Below are 21,380 nucleotides of genomic sequence, written 5' to 3'. Positions count from 1 at the left end.
TTGAGTGAGCCATCTAAATGGCTCACTTCTTATTCTTTATATATGTTAAAAAATATATTTTTTTATTGTTTTGTCCTTTCGACAGGATGTATGTTATATGCATGTCAAAAGGGCGAGTTGGTTCAAGCGCAGGAGGAACTTGCACGCATTACTTTTAAAACCTATAGTTCTGTATCAGCGGATATAAAACGAGTTACGGTAGATGGAAAAACGGCGAATGATAATAATGCTAATTTTATTTTTATACGAAATAAAGATATCGACTCTTCATTGGTTGTTGCGTATAATAGCAAGGATCAAGTAGTATTGGAGCAGCGTTTATCAATAAAATTAGGTTTAAATACCTTTGGGGTGCATAGTAAAAGTCCAATTGATCCTTCGCTCGTTGTAGGGGAGAATCCGTTGGGTGATAATATTGAGTCTATTCCGGGCAAGATGCAAGTAAAGATTTTAAATTATAACACAACGATTTCACCAAAAGGTGAACCCATTCGTCTTGCTGTTTATCAAGGTAAGCCTTTTTTTGATGAAAGTTGGGGGATGGATTTGGTTAAATATGACGAAACCCCGATCCTGATCACTGATTTGATATCTGATAAAATCCCTGAAAAATTTGCCGTTATACCAGTGGATCCTCTTTATGTTGCAAAGGCTCAAGTATTGGATAAAGATTCAAAGCCAGTGCTTATAGATGGACAAAAAGTGTATTTGTTTTTTTATTTTAATGTAGATGTAGCAGTTGTGTATCTTCCTGAAAAAGAATCTGATGTCCCGTTAGATGTGGATGCTGTCTCAGAAATCGGAGGTATTGGCTATAGCCTAGATAATATTTGGTTAAAAAAATAAAAAGGATTGAATCTAATTAACGGTGATAATTTAAAAAAAATACGCGTAATACAGTTGTCATGAAAGGTATCAGTGATTTAAAACATCGAAAACTAACGACAATTTCCCTTGAAATCCAAGGAGATGTAGAACATGTTATTGATTCGGAAGTGCTTTATAAATTACGTGCAGAATTTGCGAATCTTAATGAGTTGTATAGGCAATATAGGGAATTATTGAAAAAATTGGAAGGAGTAGTGCGGGACTATGAATCGAAGGAGCGGGTTATTCGTTCTGAAATTTTGTCTCGCCCTCTTCGTAAGTTAGCCAAAAACGGGCAGACTGGAACTGATCTCCGTGAGATCATTTCTTCGTTAAATTCTTGTGCACACTGACGAAACTATTCTTCAGTTTTGTTCTGTATGTTAACTTCAATAGGTATGGTATGGTAACTACTGCTCACATATTTGGAAGAGATAGTGCTTGTTTTTGCTCCTACCGAGACGGAACTATTTGCTTTGGGATCTTTATTATTGATTGTTGACAATGCTTCCTGTATGAGCGGATCTCTACTATTGCCTATTGGAACCAAAGGTAAAAAGGCAAACTCATCCGTCACTTTCTGCGGAGTAATTCCATTGCCATAATCCCCTTGCCCCGCATTATTGTAGATTTTATATATCATTGGGATCAAATGCCAAGAACGCTCGGTACCGTGAATTTCTTCAGGTGTAGAAATTGTTGTCGACGCCATATCTTTACCATATGTTTTGGTGCCAACCTGAACAATTTGTACATATGGATTTAATCCATTAATCAACATTTCGGATGCGGAAGCCGTATTCGGTCCGGTCAGGATATAAATTTTTTTTAGATGTAATCCTTGTTTCAGTACTTCGCTCGCTTTAAAGGAATAACCATCGGGCTGTCTCAGTAGGGTTGTTTCAAACGTATCTTCAATAGTTTTTATATTTTTATTTCCCCGATATTTTGCAAAAATATAGTTCTCTTTAATATCTGCCATTAACAAAGCACAAAATGCAGCAAAAGCAACCTGACCGCCTGGATTATAACGTAAATCGACGATCAATTCCTCTATTTGTTTTGATTTAAGGTTTTGTATTGCTTCTAATAGCGAATAGGCTCCACCGAAATCAAATTGGCTTATAAAAATGTAACCGACTTTGGAAGATGATGAAATGACTTTTGAAGTATAGACAACGGGCTGCGAGATATAAGAGGATGGAAGGTTGAATACTTTACCGTCATGTCGTTTTATTTGGATGGCCGGTAAATGCAATGATTTGTCTAATAGTGATTGGAAGTTTATCTGATCCATTAATGTCTTATTTATATGGGTTAGACTGTCGCCTCTTTGAAGCCCTTCCAAGTCTGCCTCACTATAGGGAACTACTTGGGTCACTAACTGAATAGGTCCAGACTGATTTTGTAACTGAACCATATCGAAGCCAAAAGTATTTGTTAGCGTATTTCCATAGGTATCACTATTTAGGGTTTGTAAGATAGTGGAAAAATGATCTTCGGGGTATAGGATATTTTTGAAAAATAAATCTGGACTTTGTTGGTAATCTTGGGTTGATCTAATTTTATCATTCCAGTAGTAGTAGCGTTTCATTTGGTCTAATGTCCACTGGTTGATGGTTTCATTTGAGCCGGGTTCGTGAAGTGGTGGATCCTTTTCACAAGAAGAAAAGATTAACGAAAAGAAAGCCAACACAAGAGCATGGGGTCTACGCATTTTTTAAATTTTGCTTTATTAAAAATACGTGTTATGTTGTTTGTTTGGAAGTTATCTTTTTGTTGCTCAAATGTTTATTTACTTTAAATAGGGAGAGCTTTTTACGTTTACCTTACCAAAGAATAAGATTTCGATAAGAAAAGGAGTAATAAAAAAGGCATCACCGTGAAGTGATGCCTTTGGCTTGTATAAATCAAAGAATATCGATTAATAAAGCGTGAACTCTACGCGACGGTTTTGTTGACGACCATCAGCGGTTTTGTTTGATGCGATCGGTTGGTCAGGGCCATAACCTGTCGCTTCAATACGTGATGCATTAGCACCTTGAGATACTAAATAGGCTTTTACCGATTCAGCGCGTTCTTTTGATAAACGCATGTTCAATTCACGGGAACCTGTATTATCGGTGTGACCAGCTAGTTTTAAGCTGAAGTTTTTCTCGATTAACAGTTCGGCTACTTTATTTAATGTCGCGTATGATGTAGGACGTATGGTTGCTTTTCCTAAATCGAACTCCAAGTTTTTGATTGCGTCAGCAACAACTTTTCGGTCAGCTTCTGTTACAACAACCTTTTCAACCACTCTTGTTTCGTTTTTAACAACAATTGGACATCCTGCACCGTCTACCTGAACACCTGAAGGTGTCCCTGGGCATTTGTCATATTTGTTAGCTACACCATCACCATCATCATCTTTTAGGTCACTGTTTAGACCATCCAATTGATTTTGAAGTGCTTGGTTTTTAGTATTTAAAGCATCATTTTGTGCTTTAAGATCATCATATTTCAATGTGTAGTCGTTGACTAAGGTCGCTACTGGGTTTGAATTGTTCAAAGCTGGTTTGCTACCATTACCCAGTGCAAATTCTAAACCGCCATGGATGTAAGTAAACAAGTCATTCTTATATTGGCCACCTTGAATACCGTCAAAGTTTTGGTTAACCCAATTTAACTGATAACCCAACTCGAAGTTTATTCCTTTGGCAACAGCAAATTTGAAACCCATGTCCAATGGTACATATATTTTAGAAATACCATCGGCTTCTTGAGAAGTAGAACCTGTTGTCAATGTTGTTTTGCTGTTCATGACACCAACACCAATTGACGCATAAGGTTTGATGAAACTGTTAAAGAATCTCCAGTTGGTATTGGCCGCTTGGAACTCTCCGGATAATGCAGCGGACCAAGGTGTTTTCGCTTCAAAAGATTGCGTTCCATCTTTAAATGCGCCACCTGTTTTACCGCCAAAGTAACTCGCTTTAATGCCGAAAGAAGGAGAGATTTGCTTTTTAATATAAGCACTATATCCCAAGTTCCATGCTAAATCATCGTATCCTTCGCGATTAAAACCAGCAATATTGGTTTGGTTAGTCACTCCGGCACCGATACCAATAGACCATGTTCTGTATTGCGTAACCGGACCAAATGGAGTTGTTCCCTCAATGGATGATGCTTTCGCATTTTGAGCAATTGCATTATTGGCAAATAAGCCCGCTGATGCTAGAGCAAGTACTAATTGTAATTTTAGTTTCATATAATTTGTGTTTGTATAAACCGATGCAAAAGTAATAAGTTAAAAATTAAATTTACTATAGGTTTGTAGTTGAAATATGACATTTGGTAAATAAAAAGGTGTTTCTGTTTAAAAACACCTTTTTATCAGTGTAATTTGTTAGTTATTAATAAAGTGTAAATTCAACACGGCGATTCTGTTGACGGCCCGCTGCATTTTTATTGGATGCAATTGGTTGGTCTGGACCATATCCAGTTGCTTCGATACGCGAGGCATTAGCACCCTGAGATACTAAATATGCTTTTACAGACTCTGCACGCTCTTTAGATAAACGCATATTTAATTCACGTGAACCTGTATTGTCGGTGTGACCTGCGAGTTTTAAACTAAAATTCTTCTCGATCAATAACGCAGCAACTTTATTCAATGTTGCATACGAAGTGGAGCGAATCGTTGCTTTACCTAAATCGAATTCTAAGTTTTTGATCGCTTCAGCAACAACTTTTCGATCTGCTTCAGTAACGACTACTTTTTCAACAACTTTGGTTTCGTTTTTCACAACAATTGGACATCCTGATCCGTCAACCTGAACACCTGAAGGTGTGCCCGGACATTTATCATATTTGTTGGCAACACCGTCACCGTCGTCATCTTTTAGATCATTGTTTAGACCGTCCAATTGACCTTGCAAAGCTTGGTTTTTAGCATTCAATGCATCATTTTGAGCTTTCAGATCATCGTATTTTACTGTATAGTCATTCACAAGGGTTGCGACAGGATTTGAATTATTCAATGCAGGTTTGCTGCTGCTGCCCAATGCGAATTCTAAGCCGGCATGTGCATAGGTGAATAAGTCATTTTTGTATTGTTGTGGCGGAGTTGTATTGTAACGATTATCAAATCGTTGGTTCGCCCAATTCAATTGATAACCCAATTCAAAGTTGATGCCTTTGGCAACAGCGAATTTCAAACCAAAATCTGCAGGTACAAAGATTTTGGAATAGGAATCGCCATATTCACCTTTGTTACCACCAGCGATTGCAGCAGTTTCAGCATTCATTACCCCAACACCAATCGATGCATAAGGTTTAATAAAACTGTTGAAAAATCTCCAATTCGTGTTGGCCGCTAAAAACTCACCAGATAAGGCAACTGACCAAGGAGTTTTGGTTTCGAATCCAGTTTGCTTGTCGCTGTTATCATAACCAGCTGTCTTTCCTCCAAAATAAGTTGCTTTTAATCCGAATGATGGTGAGATTTGTTTCTTGATATAAGCACTATATCCTAAATTCCAGTCTAGTTTGTCATAACCACCATTGTTAAACTTGGCGATATTCTGCAAGCTTGTTACACCGGCCCCTACACCGATAGACCAGGTTCTATATTGTGTTGCCGAGCCTAATGGAGTTGTGCCTTCGATTGAGGCTTCTTTTGTGCTTTGCGCAAAGGATGCGGTGGATAAAATTCCTGCCGCAACAAGTAATCCTGATTTTTTAAGGCTAATTTTCATAATGCGTGTTTGTAAAATTATCTACTATAATACTGTTGTTAAATTAACTCACTGAACACTCTTGCAATAAATTTGCCAAAAATTATTTGGTTACTCTACACGCCCAAAAAAGTTTGGTACCTCAATTTCAAAAGCCAGATGCTTAACAATATTTTCAGTAAAAATGTTTTGGAAAAAAGTTTTTCTGCTTTTTGTGATCAAAATAACATCGACATCTTCATCCCGGATAATCGTATGAATGCCATTAGCAATATTCTCTCGTGAACCTGCAAAATAACTTGGCGACTTGATGATATAGGAAATATCCTCGATACCAGTTTCGGCAATAATCTGCTCAATCCAATTTTCAAGTTTTTCTCCTAATATATTGATTTCTAGTTCGTTTTTATTGATATGTATGAGTTGTAAATGGAAATTTTTCCCATACAATGGTATCGCTTGTTTAAGCACTTCAAGTTCACCGGGTTTGAAATTTGTCAATAGAGCGATGTTGTCATTTTTGAATTTTATCGCGTTTTTTGGGATGGCTAGAACAGGGATCTTCGACTCTTTAATGACATCATATGTATTGCTTCCAATCAATACAGATTCAAGTCCGGTCACTCCTTTTGTACCCATAATCACCGTTTGATAGACCTCTTTTATCTCTTGTTTATCCAGTGTTTCAGCCAAAATACCGTTGGCAAATAAGGTAGAAATTTTAAGCGAAGGATATTCCTGTAGAAGTTCGGCTACAAGTTTTTCCATCTGACGGCGAGCTTCTACCTCGGTGGGGTCTACTAAATGCTTCGCATTTGCAAATTTATTGATATGCGAAGTGAACGAATGAAAGAGTGTAATCTCATCATTTGTTGTCGTCGCGATTTGAGCTGCATAAAATGCGGCAACTCGTGCGTTTTCGGAATAATCTACTGGTATTAATAGTTTAGACATGGCTATAAGGTTATGCTTTAGTAAAAAATATTGGAACTAAGGGATGACTAAATAATGCTTTTGCAACGGAACGCGTAAAAACACGTTCAAAGAACGATTTTCTCGATCGTGTCACCAATAATATTTTGATCTTTTCCTCATGGATCATCTCATTAATCACTTCCGGAACCGTATCTAAGTCCTCAATGTCGCCTTGTATTGAATCCACTTCTATAGCAATATTGGTCACACCAATATATTTTTTGATCTTATATTTCCATACTTCAAGCTTGTCTTCGATTCTGTTTTCTGATGAATGATCGTAGTGAACATGCATAAGTTTTAGTTCAAAGTCTTTGCCGATGATGTTGACAAAATCTTGTACGGTCTGTACCTCTTCTTCTTTAAAATTAGACAGTAAGCCAACTTTGTCAATAGGTGTAAAGGCCGCTTCAGTGGGGATGGCCAAGACAGGTATTTTGGCTTTTTTGCTAATGACATAGGTCGTGCTGCCAATAAGTTGGCTATCGTCATTGGTGATGCCTTTAGTCCCCATGATGACAAAATCAAATCGACTGGGAGTGGCGAGCTCCGGTAGTGTTTCAGTAATCATACCGCGCTCACATTGGGTGGTTATTTCAAGCGTAGGATGCTTTAATTTTATTGATTCTGCCAGATTTTTAATAAGGATATCAGCTTTGAATGTTGGAGAATTAGTCTCATTACGGCCATTTTCGTCCTCAAATACAGCAGAAGCCGAAGTATAATTGTGGTAAAGATGGATAGAATACCCCTTTTCGAGGGCAAGGTCCACTGCGTAATTTACAGCATTATTAGAATGAGCCGAAAAATCTACCGGTAGTAGAATGTTTTTTTTCATTAGAAGGAATTTAATCTACAAAATCTAATCTTATTTATTTTGCATTTAGGGAATGTGCGTGAAAGTGTACTAGGCTCCCTATTTTACTATCAAATGTAATAAAACAAATGTAATTGTGAATGACCTTAAGTCAAATAGTTTTTGTTGTTTTACGTGTTTAATTTGACGCGCTTTAGACAAATATGAATAACGAATAACACTTTTAAAATGTTGTATTTAATATCAGTTTGTGATTTCTGTCACATCTAAAATAAGTGTACCCTAATTGTCTGTATGTTATCTCCTGATTTTTTTGTTTGAAAAGTCAATATTGAAGTTTTGGTCGTTTAGAGAAAACAGTCGTTTCAAGGTCAATATATGGAATTCTACATTGCATAACCTACCAATTTTGAGTAAGTTTGCACATATTTTTAGATAATTAAATGACAAGTAGAGAAATTCGTCAAGCCTTTCTGGACTTTTTTAAAAGTAAAGGGCATCAGATAGTACCTTCAGCACCAGTAGTTGTAAAAAATGACCCGACATTAATGTTTACCAATGCGGGGATGAATCAATTCAAAGATTTGTTTCTTGGTGAAGCACCCATCAAATTTCCGCGTGTTGCCGATACGCAACGTTGTTTGCGTGTTTCTGGAAAGCACAATGATTTGGAAGAAGTAGGGATCGATACCTACCACCATACGTTGTTTGAGATGTTGGGAAATTGGAGCTTTGGTGATTACTTTAAGAAAGAAGCTATAACTTGGGCTTGGGAGCTGTTGACAGAAGTATATAAATTAGACAAAGATCGTCTATATGTAACTATTTTTGAGGGGGATGCAAAAGAAGGCTTAGAACGTGATATGGAAGCTTTTGATTTCTGGAAAGAATGGATTGGTGAAGATAGAATTCTCCTTGGTAATAAAAAAGATAATTTCTGGGAAATGGGCGAGACAGGACCTTGTGGACCTTGTTCCGAAATCCATTTCGATATGCGTAGTCCGGAAGAGCGCATACAGACTCCAGGGCAGAGTTTGGTCAACGCAGACCACCCTCAAGTAATTGAGATCTGGAACCTTGTCTTCATGCAATTTAATCGGTTGAAAGATGGTTCACTTCAGTCGCTACCAGCTAAACATGTGGATACGGGAATGGGCTTTGAGCGTTTGGTGCGATGTATACAGGGGAAGACCTCCAATTATGATACCGATGTATTTACGCCTACCATTGATTTTATTGCTGAGAAGTCAGGTATAAAATACGGTATAGATGAAAAGTCTGATATTGCCATGCGGGTAGTGTCTGATCATATTCGTGCGGTTAGTTTTGCAATTTCCGATGGTCAACTGCCATCCAACAATAAAGCTGGCTACGTGATCCGTCGTATTTTACGTCGTGCAGTACGTTATGCGTATACATTTTTAGGCTTTAAGACTCCTTTTATCAATGAACTTGTACCTGTATTGGCAGCTCAGTTCGCCGGAGTATTTGACGAATTGATCCAGCAGCAGGATTTTGTGCAGAAAGTAATCTTGGAAGAGGAGGTTTCATTCTTAAGAACCTTGTCTACGGGCGTCCAACGTTTTGAAAATTATGTGGAGGATCACACCGTAATCAACGGGGATTTTGCTTTTGAATTATACGATACTTATGGATTCCCGATCGATTTGACGGAATTGCTAGCGCGCGAAAAAGGTTTAACAGTTGATATGGAAGGTTTCAATCAAGCACTTCAAATTCAGAAAGATCGTTCTCGTGCTGCCACTGCTATAGATACGGGTGATTGGGTTGTGGTAAATGATGAAGATGGATTTGAATTTGTAGGCTATGATACGTTAACTGCCGTTACTGAAGTTATTAAATACCGTAAAGTTGTTGCGAAAAATAAAGAGCAATTCCAATTGGTGCTTTCTGTTAGTCCTTTTTATGCCGAAGGTGGTGGCCAGGTAGGCGATTCGGGAGAATTGGTTTCGGAAGAAACTGGAGAAAAGATTTATATCACAGATACGAAAAAGGAAAACGGTCTATTTGTACATTTTACAAACAAATTGCCGCTGGAATTGAAAGGAACATTTGTTGCACAGGTCGATAAAACCAAAAGAATCGATACTGAAAACAATCACTCCGCAACACATTTGCTGCATGCTGCCCTTAAGCAGGTGCTGGGAAGTCACGTGAATCAAAAGGGATCATTGGTCAACGCTGATATTTTGCGCTTTGATATCTCTCATTTTGCAAAAATGACAGAAGAAGAGATCAAACAGGTAGAAGATATTGTCAATGCCAAAATTCGTGAAAATATTCCATTGAAGGAGGAACGAAATGTACCTTATCAACAAGCATTGGATTCGGGCGTAACAGCACTATTTGGTGAGAAGTATGGCGATTTTGTTCGTGTAATCACCTTCGAAGATCAATATTCTAAAGAATTGTGCGGTGGTACACATGTTAAAGCAACGGGGCAAATAGGTTTTTTCAAAATTGTTTCTGAATCTGCTGTAGCAGCTGGTGTACGTCGTATAGAAGCGATTACTGGAACTCGCTCTGCAGCTGTTATCCGCGAGCATTTCGAATTGGTTCACCACCTGAAAGAGCTCATGAATAATCCGAAAGATTTTGTTTCTGCACTGGGTAAAATCATCGATGAGAATGGTGCTTTGAAAAAAGAGGTAGAGAAAAGTATTACAGAAAAATCCTTAGCGTTAAAGTCAGATCTGGAAGCAAAGATCCAGCAGGTTGGCGAGATTAATTTCTTGTCCACAATCGTCGATCTACCGAGTTCAGAGGCGGTGAAAACCTTGGCTTATGCGGTAAAGGGGGCTGTTAATAACTTGTTCCTGGTGATCGGTGCTGAATTTGATGGTAAGCCAAGTTTGACCGTTGTCATATCAGACGAATTGGCCAAAGAAAAAGGGTTGAACGCAAGTAATATTGTGCGTGATTTGGCTAAGGATATCCAAGGTGGTGGTGGGGGGCAGCCGTTCTTCGCAACAGCTGGAGGTAAGAACCCAGCCGGATTAAAAGGTGCAATTGAGCGAGCAATAGATTTCTTGAAATAAATTTTAGGGGTAGTTGAACAGGCTACTTAGCTAACTAGGATGTAAATAGATGATTTTATTTCCTAAATATACAATACAAAGCCATCAGATTTATTCGACTTCTTCCTTGGAAGATCCGAATAAATCTGATCGTTTTCACGATTCTTTAAGCTGCGACATGTAGTGTGAATCAAACAGAGCAAAGCCATTTGCGTAATTGGGAATAGGTACTTAACAAATAAAAATAAACGGATGAAAAAGGCAGTTTTTTTAGCAGTAGGGATCGTTGGTTTGATGATGGGTTGCCAAAATAAAGAACAGTTTACCATCGCTGGAAATGTCGAAAATCCTGGCAATATCAAAGTTATTTCATTGTATGAAGGCGATACCAAGCTGGATTCTATGTTTTTTGGCGATAATAACAAATTTCAGTTTGTACGACCTGCTAGCCAATCCAGATTGTTGTCCTTGCGTGTCGGTAAAAATCGGTACGATTTAATTGCTTCTCCGGGGGAGACAATTACATTTAAGACAGATTTGCATAAAGATGTAAATGATTACCAGGTTGATGGTTCTGAATTGTCAAAGACTATACAGCCTTTTGCCAAAGAGCGAAATTATCGCGATTATCTACAGGACTCATTGCAGACGGTGTTTTCAAAGCTAACGGCCAATTCGACAGCAGCTGAGATCGAAAAGATTCGTGCTGAATATAAATCAAAGTTTGCAGAAGAATTGCGTGCATATACAAAAAAAGCAGTCGATTTCTCGAATAAGCACAATGATCTTGCAGGTTTTTATGCAATCTCTACCTTAGATCCTGAAGTAGCCGAAAATGAAATCATTACCTATGCAGATAAAATAAAAAATGAATTTACGGAGAACAGATATGTAACACAGTTTAAAGAGGAGACCCAAAAACTGAAAAAAATGGCAATTGGGCAACCTGCTCCTGAGTTGACTTCTTTTACACCAACAAACAAAGAAGTTAAATTATCGAGTTTTAAAGGGAAATATACTTTGGTGGATTTTTGGGCTTCATGGTGTATGCCCTGTCGCCAGGAAAACCCTAATCTCGTTAGGTTGTACAATACCTATCATGGTAAAGGCTTTGATATACTCTCCGTTTCATTTGATGATAATCCTGGTTCCTGGATGCGTGCTATCGAAGATGACAAGTTAACTTGGACACATGTGTCAGATTTGAAGGCTTGGAGTTCTCCGGTTGTCATTGATTACCGTGTGAAAGCCTTGCCTACCTCATACATTCTCGATCCGAACGGCATTATTATAGCAAAGAACTTGCGTGGCGAGGAGCTGGAGGCATTTTTGAAGAAAACAATTAAGTAATCAATGTGTTATTGTTAAATATTATATTACTTAATAATTTGGTAACATTAGATTAACTGATTGTTATCATTTTGTTTATAATTTAGCAAAAAAAATAAGACAAATGAGTTCTTCGAAACAAAAGATTTTAATTGTTGATGACGAAAAAGATATCTTGGATTTAATTGCATTCAACTTAAATCGTGAAGGTTATCAGGTCTCTACAGCGCAAAATGGAGAAGAGGCAATCAACGTTGCTAAACAAGTAAATCCGGATCTTATCATTTTGGATGTGATGATGCCAAAGATGGACGGAATTGAAGCTTGTCGCATCATGCGCGCAATGCCTGAATTCAAAAGTACATTCATGGTATTTTTGACTGCAAGAAGTGAAGAGTATTCGGAGATCGCAGGATTTCATGTCGGTGCAGACGACTATATAGCAAAGCCAATTAAGCCGCGTGCTTTAATGAGTCGTATAAACGCTATTTTAAGAAGAAATACTTCTGAAGAGTCAGATGCCACTGTTCAAGATAAAATTGAAATTGCCGATTTGGTCATTGATCGAGATTCTTTCTTAGTTTACAAAGGGGAACAAAAGATTGTTCTTGCAAAGAAAGAGTTTGAGTTATTGTATCTATTGGCTTCAAAACCAAACAAGGTGTTTACGCGTGAGCAGATCTTAAAGAGTATTTGGGAAGATTCTGTTGTTGTAACCAATCGAACAATTGATGTTCACATTCGCAAGTTGCGCGAAAAGATAGGTGACGATTATGTAACCACCGTAAAAGGAGTAGGATACAAATTCGATAAAGAATAAAAAGAGAGGCTAGGGCCTCTTTTTTTTGCGATTAACTTTCCGGAGTTTAGATTTAATGCGATTCGTCTTGCGCCAAATCCAGACAAAGACGAGTAGGATATTTCAAATTTGACATAGGAGGAAGGAGAGAATTTAAGGAAAAATTTGTCCTCCATATAGGCAACTCTTTATCGAGATAACTTGATATCACCACAACAAATCTTTACTTTTGACCTAAAGCAAAGTAAAAATTTCAACATGTCATCTATTCTTATAAAATCTGCGCAACTTGTCAATGAAGGTAAAGTTGAGGTTGCTGACGTATATATCAGCAATGGTCGAATCGAAATGATTGCTCAGGAAATTAATCATCCTGCTGATCAGGAAATAAATGCTGAGGGGCTACACTTGCTACCTGGACTTATTGATGATCAGGTTCACTTTAGAGAACCCGGTTTAACTTATAAAGCGGATATATGGCATGAGAGCCGTGCCGCAGTTGCCGGTGGGACAACCTCCTTTATGGAAATGCCTAACACTGTTCCTAATACGTTGACCCAACAATTGCTTCAAGATAAATATGATATTGCAGCAAAAAATGCGTTGGCCAATTACTCATTCTTTATGGGGGCAGCTAATGATAATCTTGAGGAGGTACTTAAAACTAACCCAAGAAATGTATGTGGTATAAAAGTTTTTATGGGCTCCTCTACTGGCAATATGCTGGTTGATAATGGAAAAGCGTTGGAAGGTATTTTTGCGAATGCTCGGACCTTGGTGGCTACGCATTGTGAAGATGAGGCAACGATAAAGGCGAATTTGGCCCTATTTAAGGAAAAATATGGTGAGGATGGATTAAAAATTGAGATGCATCCATTGATTCGTTCTGAAGAAGCTTGTTATTTGTCTTCGTCAAAAGCTGTCGAGCTGGCAAAAAAGCACAATACACGCTTGCATATCCTTCATATTTCAACCGCCAAAGAAATTGCATTATTTAATAATGATATTCCACTAAAGGATAAAAAAATAACGGCTGAAGCCTGTATTCATCACCTTTGGTTTTCTGATCAGGATTATGCCTCAAAAGGTAATTTTATCAAATGGAACCCAGCGGTAAAAACTGCCAATGATCGCGATCAGATTTTAAAAGCTGTACTGGATGGGCATATCGATGTGATAGCGACAGATCACGCTCCGCATACAATTGAGGAGAAATCTCAGCCCTATGCTTCAGCACCAAGCGGAGGACCTCTCGTACAGCATGCGTTGCAAGCTTTGTTAGATATGGTCAAAGCAGGAAAAATGACCCTGGAACAATTAGTGCAAAAATCTGCACACAATACGGCTACATTGTTTCAAATCGAAGATAGAGGATACATTCGTGAGGGGTATTGGGCAGACCTTGTATTGGTCGATCTGAACAAACCTTATACGGTATCGAAAGCGAATATCCTTTCGAAATGCGGCTGGTCACCGTTTGAGGGACACACGTTTAGTTCAACGATAGAACATACTTTCGTATCAGGTAAACTTGCTTTCTCCAATGGACAACTTATTGAAAAAGGTGCTGGTGAACGTCTGTTGTTCAACCGATAGTATTTAGCAATGGAAAAAAGAGCCTTTCTAAAATCGATTGCTTTAAGCGTGTTGTCTATTCCTGTACTGGGAATGGGGCAGCCAACCGGAGATAGAGACGAATTGTACGGTCAGGCTGCTTTGCTTGCAACGAGGTTAAAATTGGGGGATACCATAGGTTTAATAACGCCAGCAGGTGTATTGGATGATGAAGAATCAATTAGTATTGCACGTGAGATATTTGAGACCTTAGGTTTTAACGTAAAAGAAGGTAAACATATACGCAGCCGCTACGGTAATTTGGCCGGTACAGATCAGGAGCGTATTGCAGACATTCATGATATGTTTGCTGACAAGATCGTCAAAGCGATTGTTTGCATCAGAGGAGGTTCGGGTACATCACGTCTTTTAGATCGATTAGATTACAGACTGATCGCCAATAACCCCAAAATTTTATTGGGATATTCAGATATAACAGCATTAATTTTGGCATTATATGCCAAGACAGGGCTTATAACCTTTCATGGTGCAGTGGGTATCAGTACCTGGACTAAGAAGCTTGCAGAGGCTTTCAATGCCCAATTTGTAGCCAATCAGCCAGCAATATTTGAAAACCCCAAGTCTAAAGGTGATAGCATTGTGCAGACCAAAGACCGAATTGCCACAATTCATCCTGGTATAGTAGATGGGGTATTGCTGGGTGGAAATATGACCGTGTTGACCGGCTTATGTGGTTCACCTTATCTGCCAGATTTTAAAGATAAAATTCTTTTTCTTGAAGAGGTCGACGAAGATATGGAACGTGTTGATCGTATGTTCTGTCAATTGAAAAATGCTGGTGTACTGGGTGCGATTAAGGGTTTTATTTTTGGCAAGTGCACCAATTGTAAACCATCTGGTGGCTATGGATCCGTAACACTTGACCAATTGTTCAATGATTATATCAAACCGTTAAAAATACCCGCTTATACAGGGGCTGTCGTTGGGCATATTGCCGAACAGTTTATTTTGCCCGTAGGAGCAAAAGTCCGTGTAGATGCTTCGCAAGGAACGATTGCTTTAATGGAGCCTGCATTAAAAGATTAATATGAAATTAGTAAAAGTTGATTTCATCAAAGCCTTTTCTTTATATGAAGAAAAGGCTTTGATGCATAGAAGATTTAAACATCCTGATATTTTACCATTATTAGAAAATATCAGGAGCACTGGACGTTTCACTGTAGCGGAAATTGGGAAGTCCACTGAAGATCGTTCGATCTTTCGACTACAATACGGACAAGGGCCAATCAAGATACTTTTATGGTCACAAATGCATGGTGATGAACCTACGGCGACAATGGCCTTGTTTGATCTATTTAATTTTTTCAACAGGAAAAATGATGGTTTTGATGCCTTTAGAGATGACATAGCATCAAAAATGACCTTATATTTTATTCCGATGCTAAATCCTGATGGAACCGAACGGTTTCAGCGTAGGACAGCCATGGATGTGGATATGAACAGAGATGCAAGGGCAGCAGCAACAGTGGAAGGAGCCTTATTGAAGGCGCAAGCCATGTTGCTAAAACCTGATTTTGCCTTTAACCTGCATAACCAAAACATTTACTACAATATTCCCGGAACAAATACGCCAGTAACAATTTCCTTATTGGCACCTGCTTATGATTATGCGCGGAGTATCAATGAAACTCGAGGAGATGCGATGCGGGTGATTGTCGGAATAAACAAAATCCTTCAGGAATTTGTTCCAAGGGCAGTTGCAAAGTATGACGATGAGCATACACCGCGCGGTTTCGGTGATAATTTTCAAAAATGGGGCGCCAGGACGATTTTAATTGAATCAGGAGCTTATGTTGGTGATACCGAAAAAATGATGGTCCGAAAATGTAATTTCGTTGCTTTGTTAAAAGCATTTGAGGAAATTGCTGAGCAATCCTTTAAACAGCATTCGATTGCCGATTACGATGCAATTCCCTTCAATGATGAAAAGCTCCATGATGTGTTGCTGAGAAATTTGACCATTGAGCGGAGTGGAAAACCATTGCTTGTCGATGTTGCCATTCGGCAGAATGAAAAGACAATTGGATCAGACTATTACGTAGGGGGTATTGTTGAAGATATTGGCGATCTGCAAGATTTTTATGGTTATGTAGATATTGATGTTGCAGGAATGGAGTTTGCCCCAGCCAAGATGTATATGGAGCCATTTGCTTCGTTGGCAGATTTAGATGATGCCATCGTGATGGGATTACTTGAAAAAGGCTACGCCGCTGTTATGATTGAAAATGTGATCCCAGGAGAATTTTTGCATAACCTTCCAATTCGTGTATTAACTAAAAAAGCTATAGAATTTTCACAACAATTAGCTCTCGGAGCTCAGGCGGATTTTTTCCTTCGGAAAGAAGGCAAGATCATTTACGCCGTAGTTAATGGTTATGCAATCGATTTGAAAAAACCAAGGCAACAGCAGTATAAAAATCAGATAAGTTAGGAATGCTTAATATAGCTCAAAAAAGAAAAAAGGTCACAGCATAGGCTGTGACCTTTTCTCTTTTTTGAGACTACTAGTAGCCGGTATTCTGTTGATTTGCTATAGCTGGGTTTGCATTCATCTCATCCAGTGAAATAGGAAGAATGGTTTTAAAGAAGGTTCTATCGATGGTTTTTTGCCTATTTGTTGTGCTTATATTTCCTAAATCATCATCAAAAGTTATCGATTTGTTCCAGCGCATCATATCAAAGAAGCGATGACCTTCTCCAAGGAGCTCTTTGCTTCTCTCATCGGCAATCATATCTAAAGTAATCGTGCCTGAGGTCGCGACATCTAATTTTGGAGAACGTTGGCGTATTGCATTCAGGTAATTTGCTGCAAGGGCCTTGTCAGGAGATGATTTTAATAGAGCAGCTTCAGCAGCGATAAGATATACTTCGGACAAACGGATGACCTTAATATTGACAGCGGTACTATTGGCTGTTGAATTTTTATCACCGGCAAGCGTGGTGCTACCGCTATATTTATAGACCGCTCCTAAATGGGTGGTGCCTACTTCATCGTACGCCATAACACCCCATCTGACATCTGTCTCGTCTTTCTTAAGTTTGGCCAAGAATGGATCTGCGGCTATAAAGTTTCCCAATATGGCTGTACTGCCATGTCCTTTTCTGCGGAACATCGCACCCAGTGAACTAGTCCCTGCATCAGCTTCATTCGGATAGACACCCAATTCTAGAATAGATTCGTTTCCAAACATACCTGTCCAGGATTTTACCCAGTTTTCATTGCTATACAATGTGTAGACTTTGGAGTCTATGACCTCCTGCGCTGATTTTAACGAGTTATCATAATCATTCATATAGAGATACACACGAGCTTGCAGTGCTTTATTGGCGAAAAAATTGAAATATCCATCCGATTTGGATTTTGGCAATAAGCTTTCTGCATCCTTTAGATCCTGTACTATTTGTTTGTAGTTTTCCTCAACGGAGATACGTTTTTCCTGCGCGCTATATTCGAGTACTTTCGTCACATTAGGGATACCAAGGGCAGATTTTTCCATGTTGTAGGGTTTTCCGTACAACCTGACAAGATCAAAATTGATGAGGGCTCTTGCGGTCAATGCTTGTCCTTTATACGTATTAAAATTTTCTGTCGAACCGGCAGCGATTAGTTTATCGATATTTGTCAAAAGATTATTGATCTGCACGAGTGTATGAAACCCTTGTGTCCAAATGCCTGAATAGGGATTAGAAGAGGCCGAATGATTGAATACATAAAGATAGTCATAACCGCGGCCCTGGGATGCAATCGTAAAGTCACCCCCTTTGGCATCAGCATAGAGCGGGAAATTTCGTCCATAGTAGGCGACATTTGCCATTTTACTCATTAATCCATTCATAATAACCTTTGCGTCAGCAGCAGTTTGGATGGAGGTATTGGAGTCTCCCATATTGGTCGGTGTGACATCCAAAAAATTGCTACAAGAGCTGATTGCTAATGATATTGTTATGCACGAGGCAATAAAAAGCTTTTTCATAATACTGTTTTTTTTCGTTAAAAACTAAATTCAACACCGAAAGTGTACGTTTTTGCCAATGGTGTTTCCCAGCCCCGCGTACCAAATTGGTTAACTTCTGGATCCATATACTTGTATTTCGAAACAGTCAATAAATTGCTTCCATTGAAAAATACCCTTGCATTGGAGATGCCAGCTCGTTTTAAAAATTCATTTGGTAATCTATAGCTCAACGAAATGTTCTTTAATCTAAGATATGACGCGTCAAACAGTTGTCTACTGCTGATCTGGTTCACATCTTCCAGATCTCTTCCGGTAACCATTGGGTAAGTTCCATCCGTATTTGAAGGTGACCAGCTATTTTCTGTAAAATAAGCGGCATGAATTCGTTCCCAATAATAGCCGTCATCGGCAACATCTTTGGATGTCGCATCATAAAGTTTGCCGCCAATTTTATAAGCAAAGTTCAATCCCAATGAAAAATTTTTATAATCGATGTCAGAATTTATACCGCCATATAGTTTAGGATTAGCATTTCCGATGATGGTTTGTTTAGCTTTTTTGTAATCATAGCTTGCAGCTTTTCCGTTGAACAAAAAATCGCCATCAGTACCATCGTTAGTATACCAGACATTTTTGCCATTGGTTTGATCGGTACCAGCCCATTCCAACCCAAAGAAAGATAAAGACGATTCTCCTTCACGATAAATAAATCGAGCTCTATCGTCTCCACCTGTGGGATCATACCAGACGATATCTCGTCCACCATATAGTTTTGTAATCTTGGATTTGATAATTGCGGTATTTGCACTTAATGTCCATTTCCAATTTTCATTTTTAACAATATCTGAGCCCAGTTCAATCTCTATACCTTTATTGTTCATTTCGCCAACATTTCGCAATATGGAGCCGAAACCAGTAATTGTGGAGATCGGAACATTCTGTAAAAGATCCTTCGAGTCTCTGTTAAAATATTCAATTGTACCGAATAGTTTATTGTGGAACAGACCAAATTCCAATGCGATGTTTGTGGAGTAATTTTTCTCCCAAGCGACGTCCGGATTGCCTAAATTATTAAGCCCACCACCTGGCTGCGTCATATATTTGTTAGAATAACTTGTTAAATTGCGCCAAGCAAAAAGATCCGTTGGTAATGTTCCATTTACCCCATAGGAACCTCTAATTCTTAGGTTATTGATTTCTTCAATCTCTTTAATAAAAGATTCCTTGGCTAAATTCCAGGAAGCAGCTAAAGACCAAAAGTTGCCCCAACGAGGACCTGGTGCCAAGCGGGATGAACCGTCCCTTCTAAAAGATGCTGAGGCAAAATAACGTTCATCGTAGTTATATTCCGCTCGCGATAGCACAGACATCATATTATTGCCCCAAGAATAGGCCGACGCATCCAATATACCTGCAGTGGCGACTGTATGAAGTGATGAGGATGGTAAATCTTTACCTGTAGCACGGATAAAATCGGTCGTGTTTTTTTCAGCTTCGAAACCAGCTAATAACCCAATATTATGCAAGCCAAAGCTTTTGTTGTAATTGGCTGTTGTGGATGATACCAATTTTTCAATGGACGTAGACACCTCTGTGACCCGGCCATTGTCTGCCATACCGTTATAATGTTTAGCGCTATAATAGATATGATCTTTGACCTCGGTTCTGTCATAGGAGAAAATGGTCTTCAATGTAAGTTCAGGTAACAGCTTTAATGATAAAGATTCTATAGCTGATAATTTACTTGTTTTCGAAGAGTTTTCCCATTCCTTGTTGTAATACAATGGATTATAAGCGAGACTTCCATAACGAGCTGTATATTCGTTACCTGTTTTATAATCAGTTGGCCAATACATCTGCCATAATAAATTACTCGCTTGATACAGGTAATTTGTTCCTGTATTTCTGGTGTCATTCATCCCGATAAGCTTGTTTTTAGCGTAGTTGACGTTTGAGCCAAATTCAAGATATTTGCCAATCTTTTGCGTTAAATTAATCCGACCATTGATTCTGTCGAAGTTATTCTCAATAATCCTGCTTTTGTCTTGCGTGTATCCTAAAGACGCATAGTAATTGGTTTTTTCTGTTGCTCCGCTTACTGAGATATCGTTGCTGTTGAATATCCCGGTTCTAAACAATGCTTTGTTCCAGTCATAATACTTACCATCTCGATTCTCTACACCATCTGTTTTTCCTGAGATATGTACATTTTCCCATTGTGAGGTTCCATCCGTGCTGAATTGATAGCCATGAATACCAAAACCATAAGAAGAAGTTGGTTTACCGTAATTTGCCGAATTTGGATTCCAGTCCAAAGAATTTAAGCGGAATAAGGTGTTTTTATTCGCCTGTTCTGCCGTTTGACCAGCTGCTATTCTAGAATCGTATAAAACACTATAAAGCATATTGATTTGATCCTGTACCGAAGCAGGTTCATTATTTTTGGTTGCCCAGGAAGGACTAATGCCAATAGAGGACTTGACATTGATCTTCGGATCTCCGTTTTTTCCCTTTTTTGTTGTGATAATGATGACACCATTTGCCGCGCGGGACCCATAAAGGGATGATGCGGCAGCATCCTTAAGCACAGAAATAGATTCGATATCGCTGGGATTTAATGTGCTCATGACGTTGTTAGTATTGACAATATAGTCGCCCATCTGTCCGACACTACCCGAAATGACTGGAACACCGTCAATGACATAGAGTGGCTCATTCGACGCGTTCATGGAGCCTATGCCTCGAATGCGTATAGCTGAAGTTGCACCTGCCTGACCAGATCCATTTGACATTTGCAGACCTGCAACACGGCCAGTAAGAGCTTTTTCAAAAGAAGTGACAGGTTGTTTATCAATGGCATCTGATTTTACTTGTGCTGCCGAACCTGTATAGGTACTCTTTTTAGCCGTTCCATAGGCAATGACAATGACTTCGTCCAATGCCTGTTCATCACTGCTGAGTGAAATATTAATGGTTTTTCGGCCATTGACCTGAATTTCTTGTCGGCTATAACCTACGGCAGATATCGTTAATGTCGCATTGGCGTTTGTGTTTAAGGTAAACAGACCATTTTCGTTTGTTGAGGTTCCTTGGCTAGCGCCTTTTACATTTATTGTAACTCCGCTAATTGGTTTTCCGTTGCTGTCCGTTATCTTACCAGCAATTTGGATCTGTTGTGCATATAAAGACTGCATCGAACTACAGGCTATGAGACACAACGTTGTGAGCACATGTTGTTTCATAAAA

General features: G+C 38.8%; 15 protein-coding genes. 8 read left to right on the top strand and 7 right to left on the bottom strand.

Annotation, left to right across the window (positions count from 1 at the left end):
- Positions 1 to 42: 42 nt before the first annotated feature.
- Positions 43 to 846 carry a hypothetical protein gene (locus ACHWSC_RS08605; protein WP_394676473.1) on the top strand — a complete coding sequence of 268 codons (804 nt, stop codon included), beginning with the start codon at positions 43 to 45 and terminating at the stop codon, positions 844 to 846.
- Positions 847 to 905: 59 nt separating this feature from the next.
- Complete coding sequence (locus ACHWSC_RS08600) at positions 906 to 1,220, top strand: hypothetical protein (protein ID WP_120336544.1); 315 nt, start codon at positions 906 to 908, stop codon at positions 1,218 to 1,220.
- A gap of 5 nt (positions 1,221 to 1,225) precedes the next feature.
- Here the strand turns inward: ACHWSC_RS08600 and ACHWSC_RS08595 are convergent, their stop codons facing one another.
- The 5 genes from ACHWSC_RS08595 to ACHWSC_RS08575 all read right to left on the bottom strand — a co-directional run bounded on the left by ACHWSC_RS08595 (position 1,226) and on the right by ACHWSC_RS08575 (position 7,398).
- Positions 1,226 to 2,584 (bottom strand): S41 family peptidase, encoded by a 1,359-nt coding sequence (locus ACHWSC_RS08595; protein WP_394676472.1) that lies wholly within the window; start codon positions 2,582 to 2,584, stop codon positions 1,226 to 1,228.
- Positions 2,585 to 2,791: 207 nt separating this feature from the next.
- On the bottom strand, positions 2,792 to 4,117 hold the full coding sequence (locus tag ACHWSC_RS08590) for an OmpA family protein (RefSeq protein WP_394676471.1): 1,326 nt from the start codon (positions 4,115 to 4,117) through the stop codon (positions 2,792 to 2,794).
- A gap of 145 nt (positions 4,118 to 4,262) precedes the next feature.
- Positions 4,263 to 5,606, bottom strand: a complete 1,344-nt coding sequence (locus ACHWSC_RS08585; RefSeq protein ID WP_120336541.1) for an OmpA family protein — start codon at positions 5,604 to 5,606, stop codon at positions 4,263 to 4,265.
- A 90-nt stretch (positions 5,607 to 5,696) separates the two neighbouring features.
- Complete coding sequence (locus ACHWSC_RS08580) at positions 5,697 to 6,539, bottom strand: universal stress protein (protein WP_394676470.1); 843 nt, start codon at positions 6,537 to 6,539, stop codon at positions 5,697 to 5,699.
- A gap of 10 nt (positions 6,540 to 6,549) precedes the next feature.
- Complete coding sequence (locus ACHWSC_RS08575) at positions 6,550 to 7,398, bottom strand: universal stress protein (RefSeq protein ID WP_394676469.1); 849 nt, start codon at positions 7,396 to 7,398, stop codon at positions 6,550 to 6,552.
- A 422-nt stretch (positions 7,399 to 7,820) separates the two neighbouring features.
- Here ACHWSC_RS08575 and alaS point away from each other — a divergent pair, with 422 nt between their 5' ends.
- From alaS to ACHWSC_RS08545, 6 genes are all read left to right on the top strand, one after another.
- Positions 7,821 to 10,436, top strand: coding sequence for an alanine--tRNA ligase (gene alaS, locus ACHWSC_RS08570; protein ID WP_394676468.1), 2,616 nt, complete (start codon positions 7,821 to 7,823; stop codon positions 10,434 to 10,436).
- 231 nt (positions 10,437 to 10,667) lie between these two features.
- Positions 10,668 to 11,765 carry a TlpA family protein disulfide reductase gene (locus tag ACHWSC_RS08565; protein WP_394676467.1) on the top strand — a complete coding sequence of 366 codons (1,098 nt, stop codon included), beginning with the start codon at positions 10,668 to 10,670 and terminating at the stop codon, positions 11,763 to 11,765.
- A 103-nt stretch (positions 11,766 to 11,868) separates the two neighbouring features.
- The gene (locus tag ACHWSC_RS08560; RefSeq protein WP_088160705.1) at positions 11,869 to 12,564 is read left to right on the top strand and encodes a response regulator transcription factor; all 696 of its coding nucleotides are present in this window, start codon (positions 11,869 to 11,871) and stop codon (positions 12,562 to 12,564) included.
- Between the two features lie 237 nt (positions 12,565 to 12,801).
- The gene (locus ACHWSC_RS08555) at positions 12,802 to 14,139 is read left to right on the top strand and encodes a dihydroorotase (protein ID WP_394676466.1); all 1,338 of its coding nucleotides are present in this window, start codon (positions 12,802 to 12,804) and stop codon (positions 14,137 to 14,139) included.
- Positions 14,140 to 14,148: 9 nt separating this feature from the next.
- Complete coding sequence (locus ACHWSC_RS08550) at positions 14,149 to 15,204, top strand: LD-carboxypeptidase (protein ID WP_394676465.1); 1,056 nt, start codon at positions 14,149 to 14,151, stop codon at positions 15,202 to 15,204.
- 1 nt (position 15,205) lies between these two features.
- Positions 15,206 to 16,609 carry a M14 family zinc carboxypeptidase gene (locus tag ACHWSC_RS08545; RefSeq protein ID WP_394676464.1) on the top strand — a complete coding sequence of 468 codons (1,404 nt, stop codon included), beginning with the start codon at positions 15,206 to 15,208 and terminating at the stop codon, positions 16,607 to 16,609.
- 73 nt (positions 16,610 to 16,682) lie between these two features.
- Here ACHWSC_RS08545 and ACHWSC_RS08540 read toward each other — a convergent pair whose 3' ends face one another.
- Together ACHWSC_RS08540 and ACHWSC_RS08535 are read right to left on the bottom strand one after the other, a co-directional pair.
- Positions 16,683 to 18,152, bottom strand: a complete 1,470-nt coding sequence (locus ACHWSC_RS08540) for a RagB/SusD family nutrient uptake outer membrane protein (RefSeq protein ID WP_394676463.1) — start codon at positions 18,150 to 18,152, stop codon at positions 16,683 to 16,685.
- A gap of 17 nt (positions 18,153 to 18,169) precedes the next feature.
- Positions 18,170 to 21,376 (bottom strand): TonB-dependent receptor, encoded by a 3,207-nt coding sequence (locus ACHWSC_RS08535; protein WP_201665228.1) that lies wholly within the window; start codon positions 21,374 to 21,376, stop codon positions 18,170 to 18,172.
- Positions 21,377 to 21,380 lie beyond the last annotated feature (4 nt).

Source organism: uncultured Sphingobacterium sp. (assembly GCF_964277905.1).
Lineage (GTDB): Bacteria > Bacteroidota > Bacteroidia > Sphingobacteriales > Sphingobacteriaceae > Sphingobacterium > Sphingobacterium siyangense.
This window is presented reverse-complemented; position numbering and strand designations above follow the sequence as displayed.

What these genes read in the sequence shown, in the direction of transcription:
- ACHWSC_RS08605 (WP_394676473.1), top strand. Translation starts at nt 43, where the DNA reads ATGTTAAAAAATATATTTTTTTATTGTTTTGTCCTTTCGACAGGATGT.
- ACHWSC_RS08600 (WP_120336544.1), top strand. Translation starts at nt 906, where the DNA reads ATGAAAGGTATCAGTGATTTAAAACATCGAAAACTAACGACAATTTCC.
- ACHWSC_RS08595 (WP_394676472.1), bottom strand. Translation starts at nt 2,584, where the DNA reads ATGCGTAGACCCCATGCTCTTGTGTTGGCTTTCTTTTCGTTAATCTTT.
- ACHWSC_RS08590 (WP_394676471.1), bottom strand. Translation starts at nt 4,117, where the DNA reads ATGAAACTAAAATTACAATTAGTACTTGCTCTAGCATCAGCGGGCTTA.
- ACHWSC_RS08585 (WP_120336541.1), bottom strand. Translation starts at nt 5,606, where the DNA reads ATGAAAATTAGCCTTAAAAAATCAGGATTACTTGTTGCGGCAGGAATT.
- ACHWSC_RS08580 (WP_394676470.1), bottom strand. Translation starts at nt 6,539, where the DNA reads ATGTCTAAACTATTAATACCAGTAGATTATTCCGAAAACGCACGAGTT.
- ACHWSC_RS08575 (WP_394676469.1), bottom strand. Translation starts at nt 7,398, where the DNA reads ATGAAAAAAAACATTCTACTACCGGTAGATTTTTCGGCTCATTCTAAT.
- alaS (WP_394676468.1), top strand. Translation starts at nt 7,821, where the DNA reads ATGACAAGTAGAGAAATTCGTCAAGCCTTTCTGGACTTTTTTAAAAGT.
- ACHWSC_RS08565 (WP_394676467.1), top strand. Translation starts at nt 10,668, where the DNA reads ATGAAAAAGGCAGTTTTTTTAGCAGTAGGGATCGTTGGTTTGATGATG.
- ACHWSC_RS08560 (WP_088160705.1), top strand. Translation starts at nt 11,869, where the DNA reads ATGAGTTCTTCGAAACAAAAGATTTTAATTGTTGATGACGAAAAAGAT.
- ACHWSC_RS08555 (WP_394676466.1), top strand. Translation starts at nt 12,802, where the DNA reads ATGTCATCTATTCTTATAAAATCTGCGCAACTTGTCAATGAAGGTAAA.
- ACHWSC_RS08550 (WP_394676465.1), top strand. Translation starts at nt 14,149, where the DNA reads ATGGAAAAAAGAGCCTTTCTAAAATCGATTGCTTTAAGCGTGTTGTCT.
- ACHWSC_RS08545 (WP_394676464.1), top strand. Translation starts at nt 15,206, where the DNA reads ATGAAATTAGTAAAAGTTGATTTCATCAAAGCCTTTTCTTTATATGAA.
- ACHWSC_RS08540 (WP_394676463.1), bottom strand. Translation starts at nt 18,152, where the DNA reads ATGAAAAAGCTTTTTATTGCCTCGTGCATAACAATATCATTAGCAATC.
- ACHWSC_RS08535 (WP_201665228.1), bottom strand. Translation starts at nt 21,376, where the DNA reads ATGAAACAACATGTGCTCACAACGTTGTGTCTCATAGCCTGTAGTTCG.